13 protein-coding genes are annotated in these 14,419 nt (G+C 67.1%); 8 read left to right on the top strand and 5 right to left on the bottom strand.

The genetic code is table 11. The features are described 5' to 3' along the window. Positions 1 to 533 precede the first annotated feature (533 nt). The 8 genes from DRB89_RS00305 (at position 534) to DRB89_RS00270 (ending at position 11,791) form a co-directional block, all read left to right on the top strand. On the top strand, positions 534 to 4,697 hold the full coding sequence (locus DRB89_RS00305) for a ricin-type beta-trefoil lectin domain protein (protein WP_112446308.1): 4,164 nt from the start codon (positions 534 to 536) through the stop codon (positions 4,695 to 4,697). A 968-nt stretch (positions 4,698 to 5,665) separates the two neighbouring features. Beyond that, positions 5,666 to 7,375 (top strand): AIPR family protein, encoded by a 1,710-nt coding sequence (locus tag DRB89_RS00300; protein ID WP_162688420.1) that lies wholly within the window; start codon positions 5,666 to 5,668, stop codon positions 7,373 to 7,375. 150 nt (positions 7,376 to 7,525) lie between these two features. Then, positions 7,526 to 8,755, top strand: a complete 1,230-nt coding sequence (locus DRB89_RS00295; protein WP_112446310.1) for a helix-turn-helix domain-containing protein — start codon at positions 7,526 to 7,528, stop codon at positions 8,753 to 8,755. A 197-nt stretch (positions 8,756 to 8,952) separates the two neighbouring features. Beyond that, positions 8,953 to 9,252: a hypothetical protein gene (locus DRB89_RS44060; protein ID WP_239515950.1), complete on the top strand. Its 300-nt coding sequence runs from the start codon at positions 8,953 to 8,955 to the stop codon at positions 9,250 to 9,252. Continuing rightward, the gene (locus DRB89_RS00285; protein WP_112446311.1) at positions 9,249 to 9,440 is read left to right on the top strand and encodes a hypothetical protein; all 192 of its coding nucleotides are present in this window, start codon (positions 9,249 to 9,251) and stop codon (positions 9,438 to 9,440) included. The genes DRB89_RS44060 and DRB89_RS00285 overlap by 4 nt, the downstream gene beginning before the upstream one ends. Positions 9,441 to 9,574: 134 nt before the next feature. Continuing rightward, a complete protein-coding gene (locus DRB89_RS00280) occupies positions 9,575 to 10,036 on the top strand; it encodes a hypothetical protein (RefSeq protein WP_112446312.1) in 462 nt (153 codons plus the stop codon). An 85-nt stretch (positions 10,037 to 10,121) separates the two neighbouring features. Beyond that, a complete protein-coding gene (locus DRB89_RS00275; RefSeq protein ID WP_112446313.1) occupies positions 10,122 to 10,934 on the top strand; it encodes a phosphotransferase in 813 nt (270 codons plus the stop codon). Between the two features lie 47 nt (positions 10,935 to 10,981). Then, positions 10,982 to 11,791 (top strand): leucine-rich repeat domain-containing protein, encoded by an 810-nt coding sequence (locus DRB89_RS00270; protein ID WP_239515949.1) that lies wholly within the window; start codon positions 10,982 to 10,984, stop codon positions 11,789 to 11,791. A gap of 63 nt (positions 11,792 to 11,854) precedes the next feature. On the opposite strand, the gene DRB89_RS00265 is transcribed toward DRB89_RS00270, so the two are convergent. Genes DRB89_RS00265 through DRB89_RS00245 form a run of 5 tightly spaced genes read right to left on the bottom strand, consistent with a single transcriptional unit; the run spans position 11,855 to position 14,208 of the window. Further along, positions 11,855 to 12,598 (bottom strand): hypothetical protein, encoded by a 744-nt coding sequence (locus tag DRB89_RS00265; protein ID WP_112446315.1) that lies wholly within the window; start codon positions 12,596 to 12,598, stop codon positions 11,855 to 11,857. Positions 12,599 to 12,627: 29 nt separating this feature from the next. After that, on the bottom strand, positions 12,628 to 13,020 hold the full coding sequence (locus tag DRB89_RS00260) for a hypothetical protein (protein ID WP_112446316.1): 393 nt from the start codon (positions 13,018 to 13,020) through the stop codon (positions 12,628 to 12,630). After that, positions 13,017 to 13,529: a helix-turn-helix domain-containing protein gene (locus DRB89_RS00255; protein WP_112446317.1), complete on the bottom strand. Its 513-nt coding sequence runs from the start codon at positions 13,527 to 13,529 to the stop codon at positions 13,017 to 13,019. Before DRB89_RS00255 ends, DRB89_RS00260 begins: the two co-directional genes overlap by 4 nt. Further along, positions 13,526 to 13,849 (bottom strand): hypothetical protein, encoded by a 324-nt coding sequence (locus DRB89_RS00250; protein ID WP_112446318.1) that lies wholly within the window; start codon positions 13,847 to 13,849, stop codon positions 13,526 to 13,528. The genes DRB89_RS00255 and DRB89_RS00250 overlap by 4 nt, the downstream gene beginning before the upstream one ends. Next, entirely contained in the window at positions 13,849 to 14,208 is a 360-nt protein-coding gene (locus DRB89_RS00245) for a hypothetical protein (protein WP_162688419.1), read from the bottom strand. Before DRB89_RS00245 ends, DRB89_RS00250 begins: the two co-directional genes overlap by 1 nt. Positions 14,209 to 14,419 lie beyond the last annotated feature (211 nt).

Below are 14,419 nucleotides of genomic sequence, written 5' to 3'. Positions count from 1 at the left end.
TCCGATCCATGCGCGTACATCCCTGACACCGCGTCGCGCCTCGGCGTAGCCGGTGCATCCGGCATTCCGCCAGGCCGGTTCGGGCCAATCTGGCTGGTCAGTCAACGTGCGTGCTCAAGATCACCGCACGATTTGACGGTCACATCCGACATAAGGGCAAGAAACCGCAGATCGCACATTGCTGAGTGCGTTTCTTCCTGTCAGAGTTCCTCAGATCTCTGTGCGAAATTGCATGGAGACACACACGCAATGGGGGGCGTAAAGACGTGACCAACAAACCAAGGCCCGGCCCGCGAACCTTGTCGAACTCATCGTTCCCGAGCCAGGCGCGTCAGGGATCACACCGACCGATATCAGCCACCGTGGCGTTGGCCCTTTTCGCGGCTCTGCTGCTGTCGGCGCCCCACGCCGCGCAAGCGGCGACCTCGCAGCCCGGCTCGGGGGCGGCCGGGGATTCCCCCTCGGTACCGGCCCCTGTCGGCCCTGCCGAGAAGGCTCGGGTCGAGGCGGTGCGGACCGGCAAGGACGTTCCTGTGCCCGAGCTCACCACGGAGTACGCCACAACCGTCGTGACTCCGGAAGGCAAGCTGCGTACCGAGCAGAGCCTGTTGCCGGAGCGCACGAAGAGCACACAGGGCAAGTGGCTGACCTTGGACGACGCGCTGATCGTGGGGGCGGACGGCACAGTCGTGCCGAAGGCGTCGAGTTCCGGGCTGACCGTCTCCGGTGGCGGTACGGGTCCCCTGGCCACCATGACCACCGAGGAGGGCAAGCAACTGTCGGTGTCCTCGCCCTTCCCGGGCGCCCTGTCCAAGCCGGTGCTCACCGGCAACGGCGCGCTGTTCCAGAACGTCGCTCCCGACACCGACCTTCAGGTGAACGCCACCAAGTGGGGCGGCTACACCACGGTCGTGATCCTCCGGACCCCAGCCGCGGCCGCGAACCCGGCCGTGCACAACCTGGTCTTCCCCACCACCACCAAGGGCCTGACTCTCTCGAAGAGTGAGGACGGCGGCCTCACAGCCGATGGCGGTGACGGTGCCGCCTTCCGGGCGCCGGCTCCGCTCATGTGGTCCGCCAAGGAACCGCGCCAGCCCAGCAATGGAGGTGCCAAGTTTGCGGCCCTCGACGCCGTCGAGGTATCGGCGGGGCCCTCCGGCCCCAAGCCTGTTCTGAGCAGTGCTCAGGGGCCTGGCATCGGGGCCAGCGTGGCAACCATTCCCGTCACCCGCGCCGAAGTGACCGGCTCCGGTGCTGAGGCCTCCGGAGCCATCGCGCTCGCGCCGAGTCCGGACCTGCTCGACGGCAACAACACCAGCTACCCGATCTACGTGGACCCGTCCTGGTCTCCCGATGCCCGGGGCAAGCAGCACCACGCCTGGGTCGGCTCCGCCTGGCCCGGCACGGGCAACTTCGACCGCACCGGCTCGACCGACCGTGACCACCCGGGCGTCGGCTACCAGGGTTGGGAGACCGCGAAGGGCATCGAGCGCTCCCTGTACGAGTTCGCCGTCAACGGATACGCCGGCGCGACCATCAACTCAGCCACCCTGCGCGTGAGCCAGTACATCTCCGCGGACTGGTCGTGCACGAACAAGTACTCCGTGGATGTCTACCGGGCCCGGGAGTTCGACAGCTCGGTGTCCTGGGATAAGCACGAGATCCGGGAGTGGATCGGCGCCCAGAACGTTCCCGGCAACGGCAACAGCTCCGACTGCTACGGCGACGTCCCCGTGGACTTCAACGTCACGGGTGCGATGCGCGACGCGATCCGCGACACCGGCAAACCGCTCGCCTTCGCCCTGCGCGGACCGGAAGGCACCGGCGACAAGATCGGCTTCAAGCGCTTCTCGTACAACGCGACCCTGAGCACGCAGTACGACTTCCCGCCCCTGCCCCCGGAGAACCCGCGCACCGTCCCGGCCCCGCGCCGCGTCGTGGCCGGTGATACGCAGGCCTGCGGCACCGTGGCCGAGGCACAGTACGGGTGGATCACAACAAGCAACGTCACCCTCGCTTCCACCGTCAAGAGCCCCAACCAGAGTCAGCTCACCGAATGGGTGGACCTCTTCGACATGACCGACCCAGGGACCGCCGATCAGGGCTGGTCCGGCTTCGTGGGAACGGGCAGCGAGGCACGGTACACAACGCCCTACGGCACTCTGAAGGACGGCCACAACTACGCCTGGGCCACCCGCGGCGACGACGGTCTCCTCCGCGGTCCCGCCAGCACCACCTGCCACTTCGCAGTGGACCTCACCCCGCCGGTCATGAAGTTCGAACCGGCGACCGACCTGGCCAAGCAGTTCCCACCGTCGGGTGACGGCCGGGTCACCAAGCTCGGCCTCGGCGACACCGGCATCATCCCTGTCGTCGCCTCTGACGCCAGCCCGGTCGTCCCCTCCGGCGCAAGCCCCGGTACGGTTCTGCGCAAGTCGGGCCTGGCCTGTATCGAGTTCGGCTTCAACCCGCAGCTCACCGACGTGACCCGAAAATGTGACGCCGAGAGCCTCACGGGCATCAGCGTCAAGCCCACGCACTGGGGCACCAACATCGTCTACGCGCGCGTCCTCGACGAAGCCGGCAACGCCTCGCAAACCATGTCCTACGCCTTCTACGTTCCCTGGAAGCCCGGCCCGGCCGCCTTTGGGGACACCAGCGGCGACGGCCGCCCCGACATCCTGCTCCCGGACGACAAGGGCAACCTCATCGCGTACGGCCGCGCCAGCGACGGCACCGCCGCCAGCATGATCCCCAGTCGCACCACCGCCAGCGCCCTCCAGGGGCCGGAAACGAGCGCCGGCACGACCTGGAAGGACTACCGGGTCTCCCACCGCGGCTCCCGCAATCCGGGCCTCAATGCGGACGACCTTTTCGTCCACCAGGACCCGGCGGCCATCGGTGCCATCGGAGGCGAGACGCTCTTCGCCTACGACAACAACCTGGCCAACCCCGGCACCTACAACCTGGGCGCTAAGGAGCCGATCGACAAGCCCATCTGCTTCGTGACGACGTACACCCCGTCCTGTGCCGGGTACACGAGCAAGACCTGGAAGTACTCGAGCCAGATCACCATGACAGGCCCGGCCAAGACCACCCGCCGCACGCCTGATGGCGATGTCACGAACGCCACCGGACTGCTCTCCGTGGAAGCGGGCAAACTCTGGTTCTACCCGATGCAGTCCAACCAGCAGCTGGCCGTGCCCACCCTGGTCGACGCCGGCATCCCCTGGGACGGGAAGGACCTGATCGTTCCCGGGAACGCCCTGCGGATCGGTGCCACCGCTGACGCCGCACCAGCCCTCTGGGTCCGCGACCGGAGCACGGGGGACGTCTTCCAGTACGCGATGACGACTGCCTCGCGCAGCGTGAACCCCGACGACCCCGAAGACCGTGACCTCACTCTCGTGGTGACCGGCCTGGCCAAGCAGCCGACCACCCGGATCGGTGCGAACCTCAAAGCCGCCACCTATCCGCGAGTGGGCTCCGACGGCGACCTGAACGACGACGGCGTCCCGGACTTCTGGGCACAGGACTCCACCGGCACACTTCACTCCTGGGCAGGTACGACGAACGCACCTGTCGCGGGCATCCGTATGGTGACCGGCCTCGACGGCGAGTACCAGGTGCGCGCGAGCGGACGGGCGCCGACGATCGAATGGCGTCTCGACGGCAATGCGAACGCGATTCCGGCGATGAACGCCGGGGGCGTCGCCAACACCACGACAACCCAGGACGTCACGTATCCCACGGACAGTCTGGGCGGCCAGAACCGTCAGGTCGGTGCCTTCGACGGCACTGACCACTCGGTGGTCACCGGCCCCTCCAAGGTCGTCGACACCCGGAAGTCCTTCACCGTCAGCACCTGGGCGAAGGTGAACGGGGCCGCGGACAACACCATCGTCAGCCAGGACCTGGCACACGCGAGCAGCTTTAAGCTCTGGTCCGACGGCAAGGACTGGCGCTTCGCCATCGCCAAGGGCGACGATGACGGCTGGCCCTACGACTTCAACAGCTCCGTCACTCCGGCGAACGCCGTCGACAAGGTCAAGTGGACCCAGCTCACCGCCACCTACAACGCCACGACAGGCGCGATGAGCCTCTACGTCAACGGCACCCTTGCCTCCAGCGGCCACCACGCGGCGAGCACCAGCCCCGAACCCAGCGGCCAGCTCGTGCTCGGCCGCGAAAAATACCAGAGCAAGGCGGCGAACTGGCTGAGCGGCAGCATCGCGAACCTGTCCGTCCACCAGGACTACGTGCCCGCTGTATCGGCGGCCAAAGTCCCGATCCGCTTCGCCGCATCGCCGGACATCTGCATGGACGCCCCGAACAACAACACCGCTGACGGCCAGCGCCTCGCAATCTGGGGATGCAACGGGTCGCCCGCCCAGCAGTTCGACATCAACGCGAACGGCAGCATCGCCATCAACGGGCAGTGCGTCTCGGCCAACGGCAACCAGACGGCGTCCGGTACCCCGGTCGTCTTCTCGAGTTGCAAGGGCGAGGGCGGCCAGCAGTGGCTCCCCCGCGCTGACGGCACCCTCTACAACCCGCAGTCCAGCATGTGCCTGGACGACCCCTGGGCAAGCCAAACCTGGGGAACCACCCTCATGCTCGTCACCTGCAACGGCACTCCTGCCCAGCGCTGGAGCATCCCGACGGTGACGATGGCCAACCTGCCGTACTCCCCGTAGTGACCCACCAATAGCAGACGCGAGAGGCGCTCGGTCCGGGAAGTTCGGCCGAACGCCTCTCGTGCTCACCACCAGCTCATCCCTACGCGCACGGAGGTGATCGGCAGCAGAAGACGTGCAGCACCAGACCAACTCTGGCGTAGAGCCCCCGTTCGGCGCCGGAGCATCGTGGCTCCTACAAGTGACCCCTGCTCCTACGACACACGAGGAAGTCATCGTCGGCGCGAAGGCGCCTGCCATCAACCGGACTCGGCACCTCGGGGTCAGGCGTGGGTTGTGGCTGAGGCAGTACTGGGCTGGCGGGTTCGGAACCGGCCGCGCGGCGCGAGGTGGGCAAGCGGCTCAAAGGGCGCTCCCGGACAGAGACGCCTTGGGCATAGCTGCGCCGGGACGACAGCCGTGGGACCGATGACCACCCGTCCCACGCCTGAACGGGCAAAGCCCCAGCTCAGGGGCCTTCGAGGTGCACGTGATGCAGCCTTCGCCTCACATTCGCCACACCGGCGCAGGGCTCCCACGGCCGCGAAAGAGGTGTTTTCGCAGGTCAGAAGGTTTCTTCTAACCTGCCATGGTGGGGCGGGTGGGACTCGAACCCACGGCCGACGGATTATGAGTCCGATCGAGGACGGCCCGGAGGATGCCGCCGGGTGATCAACTCTGCCCTTCCGGCCGGTCAGGGACCACGCTCACCGCCTCAACGTGACGATCACTGACACCACCTTCAGGCGCGTCCGTTCCCATCGGGTTCCCAGGGCACTCACGCCACCCGACCCGCCTGACCAGTCAAGGCTCACGCCGGCCGGGTTGCTAACAAGATCAACAGTCGCGCCAGCGGCAAGGTGACCAAGCAATAGTCGGACTACGCGCCCCTCGCGTCCAAACCATCGGCATGATGGACGGGTATGCACCCAAAGTGCATCCTCCGCAGAGCAGTTGCCCTCTGCGATTCGGGCGTGAGGAGCTGCGTAGTGGCGAGTAATGACCTCGTACTGATTGATCAGGTACTCAAGCAACGGGCAGCAGTGTCACCGCTGCTCGCAGACAAGATCTTCGAGGTCTTCGCGTGCGAGCAAGCAGTCACAACAGGAGACCTCTCCCTTGAGGAGATTCAAGCCGGGGTGATCGGGGGCGGCGGGGACGGCGCGATCGACGGGGTGTTCGTCTTCCTCAACGAGCGGCTGCTCGCAGAAGAAGACGAGACCCCTCCACCAGCCGATGTCCCGCGGGGGTCGCGTCTCCTGCTCTGGCTTGTTCAAGCCAAACGCGAAAAGTCCTTCACGGAAACGGCGATCGACCTCGCCGCTTCTTCTACCCGGCGCCTTTTGGACCTGGAGGAGACCGAGGAAGACCTCCTAGAACTGTACGGGGCTGAGCTCGTAACTAATGTTTCGCGATTCCGACGAACACTCACAACGATAGCCACTCGAAACCCACAAGTCGAAGTCCGATTCTCGTACGTAAGCCGCGGGGAAGTCTCCGACGTGAATTCTAAAGTCGAGAAGAAGGCGCGCGACCTGGAGAGCGCTTTTGCCGCGAAATTCACTGGAGGGGTCGGAAAAGTTGAATTCATTGGCGCATCAGAACTGTGGCAGCGATCAAACCAAGTACGGTCGTACACACTGGAACTTCCATACACTGAAAGCATCACCCACGGAGCGAGCCATATTGCGCTCGTAACACTGAGGGACTACCTCGGCTTCATCAGCGACGAGGAAGGGGCTCTCCGCCGCCACATTTTCGACTGGAACGTGCGCGACTACGAGGGCGGCGTCGAGGTTAACCGCGAAATTAGGGACTCTCTCCTAGACCACTCCGCTCCACAGTTCTGGTGGCTCAACAACGGAGTAACCATCACATGTTCACGAGCCTGGACCGTAGGGGGGAAGGTCTTCTCGCTGGATGATGTCCAGATCGTCAACGGCCTACAGACCTCTCACACGGTTCATGAAGCACTGCGCGACTTGCAACATCAGGAACCTAATCACCCTTCCTTCAGCGGCCTCATCCAGGTTCGAATCCTAAAAACAAACAACATGGAGGAACGGGACAAAGTAATCCGTGCAACAAACAGGCAGACCAAAGTCCACGATGCTTCTCTGCACGCGACGGACGACAATCAACGAAAGATCGAAGCCTTCTTCCTCGAACATGACTGGTTCTACGACCGCCGCAAGAATTACTACCGCAACCTTGGGAAACCGGCGAATCGAATTATCGGAATTCCTCTGCTTGCTCAAGCACTGGCAGCTATGGGGTTCAGTGAACCCCATAGCGCACGTTCACGGCCGTCCAGTCTACTCAAGAGCCCGAGCAACTATAGGAAGTATTTTTCCACGACAACACCGCTGCCTGTATATCTGTGGCTCGCCCGCCAGCAGCGCGTCGTAGACGAATTTCTCGCGAATGATGTCCACCCATCCGAGCGCACCGACCTTCGGTTTCACCTGGCCATGCTCAGCGCAGCCGAACTACTCGGGTCTGCCGTACACAATCCCCAGCAACTACGAAAATTGAGCGAACAGGAATCCCACTCAGACGAGGACTCCCTCTTCAGTCTTCTCTACTTGCTGATCAGGGAACGCGACGCGTTTTCCGTAGCAACAGAAAGTTCCTTCGACAAGATCGCCAAGGGCCCCAGCTTCGTCCCTGTCCTCCTAAGGGCGGCAGGCCACAAATAGCCCCCAGTGTTGTGCACTCGACCGGGCGCCGGGCTCACAAGCCAGCGCCCGGCAGTCATGACCAAATCCAGCTTCGCCCAAGTCAGCCCGCTCATGGGTACGTTGCTAGCAAGCGGAGTCTGATAGATCACAACAGATGGAGGCGCCCGGATGTTGGAGGAAGCAGAAGAGATCGGCCGTCGCGTACGGCGGGCACGGCTGCGACTTGGGATGCCACAGGCTGACCTCGCTGCCGCCCTGGGGAAGACACAGGGCTGGGTGTCCAAGATGGAGCGCGGCCTGATCGAGCTGGACCGGGTCGGGCTGCTGAACCTCGTGGCCGCCGAGCTGCACGTGCATCCCAATGACCTGATCGGCCGGCCGTACGCGAGTAGCCCCGCCGAGAATCAGTGGCAGGTCTCAGCCGCATCCATCCTGCGCGAGCTGCGCCGCTACGACCTCGCGCCGATCTTCGACGGCGCCCCGCGCGCGTCCGGTGAGCTGTGGCGGGACATGACCCGCCTGCACCGCCTGCGAGATGCGGCGGCCAACACGGCGATCCTCGCCACCCTCCCCGACCTCCTCCGCGAGGCCCGCGCCCTGGCCGAGGCCGCGACCGGCCACGAGCGCGAGGAAGCGTTCGCGATCTACGCCGTGGCGTGCAAGTTCGCCCACACCGCCGCGCACGCCCTCGGGCACCCCGAGCTCGTCGCAATGGCGGCCGAACGCGCCGCATGGGCCGCCCGTCTCTCGGCCGACCCCGTCATGCCCGCGCTCGCCGACTGGATGCGCGTCTGGGACATGTGGGCCACGGCAGATTGGGACGACTCGCTCACCCTGTCCGACAAGGCCATCGCCAGCGTGCAGCGCGAATACGAGCTCGGCGAGCCCCTCGCCCTACGGATGTGGGGCACGCTCCACCTGCGCGCCGCCGTCGCCGCGGCCCGTGCCGGCCGACCGGTCGAGGCCGATGAGCGGATCAACCACGCCCGCGACGCCGCCCGCAGGATGACCGGCCAGCACAACCCGCCGATCTACGACCGTCACTCGGTCACCTTCTCCCCGGGCAACGTACAGATCCACGCGATCAGCGTCGCCCTGGAGACCGGCGAGCAGACCAAGGCCCTCGCCATAAACCGCCGCACGGCCCCCGAGCTCGTCGCCGCTCTACCCAACTCCCGTCAGGGCCATCACCACATGGACCTCGCCCGCGCGTGGCTGTGGGACGGCAACCGTGACCGCGCGCTCGCGGAGCTGGAGACCGCGGAGCGGATCGCCCCCCAGCTCGTACGGAACCATCCGATCGCCCGGTCGACCCTCCGAGGCATTGTCTACGCCGAGCGGATCGCCACCCGCGAAAAGCTGCGCCGTATGTCAGACCGCTTCCACCTGGACGGATGAGGGCGGTATTCCTCCGATTCATATTGGGCCCCTGACCCGCCCCTAACTTCTGAGGCATGACAGGACGACCAACACCCCATCTCCCTTCACAGGGTGGCGAGTTAGGGACGGCCGGACCGTTCTACCCACGACTCGGCGACCTCGCCCGCGACACCGCCAAGGACGGGCGAATCGGCGTCATCGTGACGCTGCCCAGAGTGGGCGCCAGCACCTACCACCTGCGTCCGCCGGGCGGTGGCGACGAGTGGTCGGCGCCGGCTGACGGAACTACCCTGCGCCCCGTCCCGGCGCAGGCCACGTACGTGACCCCGATGCGGCGCGACGCCGTGTACGACCACCGGGCCCAGCAGAGCGCGCTGCCGGTCCTGGTCCACTACGACGACGGCGGTACGGCCGAGTCCCTGCTCGTCCTCACCCCGGACCAGGTCGAGTTGTACGCGATCCAGTTCGAGCGACTCATCTCCCAGCGCGAGCAGGCACAAGAGAACGCAGCATGACCGCGCGCCATGCTACGCAGCGCGGGGCCGCATCCGGCGATCCGGTGGGCCGCTTCCTGAGCTGGATATGGGTGCTGGGCACCGCCGCAGGATTCGCTGCGCTCGCCACCATGACCACCGCTGAGCTCGGGCACCGCGACGCACTGTCGGCCATGGCCATCCCCGACGCCGGATTCCCGGCGCTCTGATCTCCCCGCCCGCTCGGATGACCCGACAAGACCCGGGCGGGCGGGGCACGCCTCGGTAGGCACCGTCCCCAGTCGCGCCGGCCGAGGCGCTTCACAGCACGTCCCATGCACCACTGACCAAGGAGGCAAGGACCGTGACCGTAATCCAGGAGCGTCCCGCGACCGACGCGCGGAATCTGATCGGCGCCAAGCTGCGCGCGACGCTCGTGTCCAACATGCAGGCCAAGTTCCCCGAGCTGACCGATGACAAGGCCGACCGCGGCGTCGGGCAGATGATCGCCTTCCTCGCGGCGGGCGCGTACAGCGACACCCCGCTCAGCCCGTCGCCGCTCGTCGATGACTTCTGGCACGCCTTCCTGCTGCACACGCAGGCGTACCAGGACTTCTGCTCGGGGACGATCGGCAAGTTCGTCCACCACCAGCCCGGGTTCCTCGACAAGGAGGAACACGGCGGCGGCAAGGCCCTGCGCGCCCGGACGGTCGACGCGATCGTCGCGTCCGGCTTCGTGATCGACATGGAGTTCTGGCCCGAGCTGGACCTCGCCGACTGCTCGCAGTGCCACGCCAACTGCCACAACAGCCCCAAGTACGCCTGACGTACCGCCTGCGGCCGGTCCTCGGCTTGTGCCACTCTGTGGCCGAGCCGGGGACCGGCTTCCGTTCTGCACGAGGAGTAAGCGGGTGGACCGCACCGCATGGCTTGAACTCCCACCCGAGGCCCGTAGCGCCGTCGAGACCTACACCGGCCCCGTTGAGCACGCCGAGACCGCCGAGACCGGCGTCATGGCCCGTCTCGCCTGCACCCTCCACACCGCCGCCGGGCCGGTCTTCGTCAAGGGCACCCGCAGCGACGAGCCCACAGCGTGGATGTACGACTACGAGGCGCGCGTGACCCGAGTCGCACCGCTCGCCGCCCGCGTGCTCTGGCAGGTCGACGCCGGCGGGTGGCTGCTCACCGGGTACGAGTACCTCGTCGGCCCGCACCCGGACCTCAGCCCCGGCTCATCCGACCTCGGCCCCTACCTCGGCACTCTCACCACGATGTCCGAGGCGTCGTGGCCGGAGCAGGTCCGCAAGAAGCCGCTGCACACTCGCTGGGCCGGGTTCTTCCCTGACGACCGCTGCACCGACCTCGAAGGCCGTGCCCTCGTCCACTCCGATGTGTCACCGCTGAACATGCTGGCCACCGCGAACGGAATCCGCGTACTGGACTGGGCCCTGGCCTGTCCCGGCCCGGCGTGGGCAGACACAGCGTTCGCCATCCCTCGCTTCATTCACGCCGGCCACACCGCGGAGCAAGCCGAAGCCCTTGCCCGAGCGGTGCCCGCCTACTACTCCGCAGAGCCCTCGGCCGTCGCCACCTTCGCCGCCACCCTCTGTGGCGTCTGGGAGAGCCGCGCCGCTGCCGACCCGGCGCCGCACCGCGCCCCGCTGATCGCTGCCGCCCGAGCATGGTCCAGGCATCGCAGCAGCCAGGATGTGCACAGCGCTTAGTACCGAAACCCAGTGCGATCGTCCTGCCGGGTTCCTATCTTGATCGTATGGATGCCACACCCCCCGAGCCCCGCCTGTTCGCGAACCGATGGCCCGAAGGAATCGGGCCGGATGGTCAGCCCCTCCACCGGGAACGTTGCACCTGCTTCGATCAGTACAGGGTGCACCCGCGCGCCCGGGTCGGGTTTCACGGCGAGCAGCAGGACACGTCCTCGGCGGGTTGGCTGCGTCTTCTCGGGCTCGTCGAAGAGGCGGTCGCGGACGGCAGGGAGGAATTCAACCCGCTCGTCGAGCTCAGCCCGCAAGAGCGGCGAGACGTCATCACGCTGCCCGCGAGCATCGGCCGGCTGACCGCGGTCAAGCATCTGAGGCTCTATGGCAGCAACCTGGTGCGGATTCCCCCGGAAATCGGCGCTATGAGCAGCCTGGAGGAGTTCAGCCCGTACACCTCCCACCGGCTGCACTGGTTCCCGTACGAGATCACCCGCTGCTCGAAGCTGGTGCGGAGCACGGTCAGCACCCGCTCGCTGTTCGGTAACTTCAAGCTGCGCCCGCCCTTTCCCCGGCTGCGGACGACGGGCGATTCTCAATCCGGCGGTCACCTCGCTGCGCTGGACCCGAAGCGGTGGGGCACGACAGCCATCAGTGCGTGCAGTGTCTGTGACCGGCCGGTGGAGGGATCAGAGCTTCACCAGCGGTGGATCTCGCTCGTGGTCGCCACCGACGTCCTGCCGCTGCTCGTCAACGCCTGCTCGGCCGCCTGCCTCGCCGCGCTGCCGCCCGGCGCCGCCAAGCACGCTCCCCAGCCTCACATCGGCGGATGGGACGTGGCCCAGCCGTCGGCCGACTGGGCCTGACGTTCTCCCATACGCACAGCCCCGCTGGTTGGCGGGGCTGTGCTGTAGGGCGCACTCCGTCAGCTACGCATCGAGCTGTGCCGCTTCTTGGTCGGCAAAGCGGGCAGCGATGGCACTGCGCAGACCGTCGCCGCCGTCGGCTGAGCCGTCGACCTGGCGCCGCAGACCGGCGACGGTTTCCCGCAGGCCGGGCTCGGCCTGGTCGAGGTCGAGGCGGATGCGCAGGGCCGCGCTCTGGTCCTTGGGCAGGCGGTCAACGAGGGCCCGGTCGACCGTGCGCAGCACGGGGGCCGGGTCCGGTTCGGTCCAGTCGAGGCCGGCCAAGCCTTCGGGCTTGGGGCTCCTGGCAGCGAGGTACAACGGGAGTTCGACGCGCAGAGCGCGCAGGGTGTCGACGTCTGCCGAGCCGATCACATCGGCAGCGCTGCGGCCGGCGTCGAGCAGGGCTCGGGTGCGGTCCCACGCGCGTCCCCGGCGGGTCTCGGCGAGGAGCTGCTCGGTTGCGTCGCGCTCGGTCGGCGTCGAGGTGCGTTCGGCGTATGCGCGGATCTGGTCGGCTGCCGCCTTGGTCGTGCGCTCAATGCCGTCCAGTTCAGTGCCTGCGCGCTCGCGGGCGGCACGTTCCATTTCCGTCCGGCGACGGGCGTTCGCCTCGTCGGTGAGGTCGGGGTCGCGGAAGGTGCGGGCCTGGCTGATCCCGTCGTCGAGGCGGCGACGTAGTGCGGTGAGGTCCGTTTCGCGGGCACGCCGGACGGCGGCGAGGGAGAGCTGTGCGTCGATGATGCTCGGGCCGGTGAGGCTGGTCATGGTGTGGGGTCCTTCGGCGGCGGGGCTGGTCAGTAGAAGCGGACGAGCAAGGGCTGCCCCTGCTCGTCGCACGGCAGAGGGCGAGCAGGGCGCAGGGTGTGCAGCTCGGCATACCGGCGCATGGCGTCGACCTGAGCGCGGTGCTCGACTGGCGGGCCGTCCGGGGCTTCCTCGACGGCGAGGTGCTGGCCGCTCTGCTGCGCCTGCTCCCGAACATGTCCGAACCAGCGGACGTTGTCCGTGTAGAGAGTGCCGTCGACCCACCACGGCGCGGTGTGGACAAAGCCCCGATCTGCGAGAACGGGGTGAGTGCTGACGGGGCCCGAACGGGCTTCCGGGGCGGTGATCCGCTTCCAAGGAATCTTGCGATCGTCAGGCGTGATGTCCTCCCACTGTGAGCGGTCGACGTCTGCGGCGGTCATAGGGCGGTTCCTCCTTGGCGGTAGTGGTCGAGGGCTGTGCGGTCGACGAGCCACAAACGCTCGCCGGCCCGCCGGGCGGGCAGGCGCCCGGCTTCGATCAGGGACCGAATCCAGCGCGGCGAGCACTCCATGAGCGCCGCCGCCTCGATCACGGTCACCTCGACCGTGTCAGGGTCCGCCAGGGTGCTTCCGGTAGCGGCAGGCCGTACGGACTCTGCGGTCGCGTGCTCGGCGCCGGCCTGTAGTGCGACGAGGAGTCGTCGCGCTCCGGCCGAGAGCTCGCCTCCATCTGTGCGCACCCGTTCGTCGAGGTGAGCCGAGAGGATGCGAACGACCTCACTCGCGAGCACGGGCGGAACGATCACCGATCCGTCTGGCCGGAGCATCGAACTGCCCAGTCGTACCCGATCCGAGTCATCGAACCGACGGATTTGGTATCCGCTACGGGCATCATCAGCGCAGGTCGTGAGGGGGTTGGGAACGCGCTGGGAACGGTCGAGGGTGTTCATTCGCCACTCTCCCGAACGGCCTCTTTGGCAAGCGCTACGACGGTACGGCCGAGCATCGACGTCTCTGAGCCCTCGGCCACGCGAGCGAGCAGCCGTATCTCGCGGGTCAACGTCAGTCGGGGCGGCCCCGGCGACCGCTCGTCATCTTCCTGGTCCCCGTCGACGGGGAAGCCGAACAGCTCGGCGAGCGCGTCCATGACGGTGAGCACGGGCAGAGCGGCGGTGGTGCCGTCTTCGAGGGTGAGCTGCCACATGCTCTCGCGGGACGCGTCTTCGAGGCGGGCGAGGCGGTCGGCGAGCTTGTTCTTCCTACGGGCCATCAGCGCGCGTCACCCCCGGCTGCTTCGAGGGCGGCGAGGCGCTGTTCGAGGTCGAGGGACTCGCGCAGGGCAAGGACGGCGTCGAGCAACACACGGGCAGCCTGCACGCGGGCCTGCCCCTTCTCGTTGTCGAGCGCATCGACGAGGGTGGCCACGGCCTTGGTCGAGGCGGCGGCGAGCTGCCCGACTGCGAGCTGTAGCAGCTCGGTTCGAGTCGCCGTTACCTGTCGACCGAACCCGGGGTCCTCCATCCAACGGCGGATGGTGCGGCCGGAGACGCCGGCCTCGCGGGCGGCCTGCTCGGCCGTGTTGCCGCGGGCCAGGGCGACCACAGCGGCGGGGCGATTCTTACTGGTCATCTCGGGGTCCTTCTCTCCTCACGCGCGCGTGAGGACGTAATGAGGCGTGGGTGGGCGTTCCCCGCGACGGCAGGGAGACCGGAGGAGGCGACATCCGGGCATCTGGTGATCGGGGAGACGCTGAGCGTGTCCCGAGGGTGAGTGCGGGCCGTGAGTGTGGCCCGTTTGACCGTGTCCCCTATAGGGACACTGGGACACGGTCATACGGTCG

It is taken from the genome of Streptomyces sp. ICC4, from assembly GCF_003287915.1.
GTDB lineage: Bacteria > Actinomycetota > Actinomycetes > Streptomycetales > Streptomycetaceae > Streptomyces > Streptomyces tritrimontium.
This window is presented reverse-complemented; position numbering and strand designations above follow the sequence as displayed.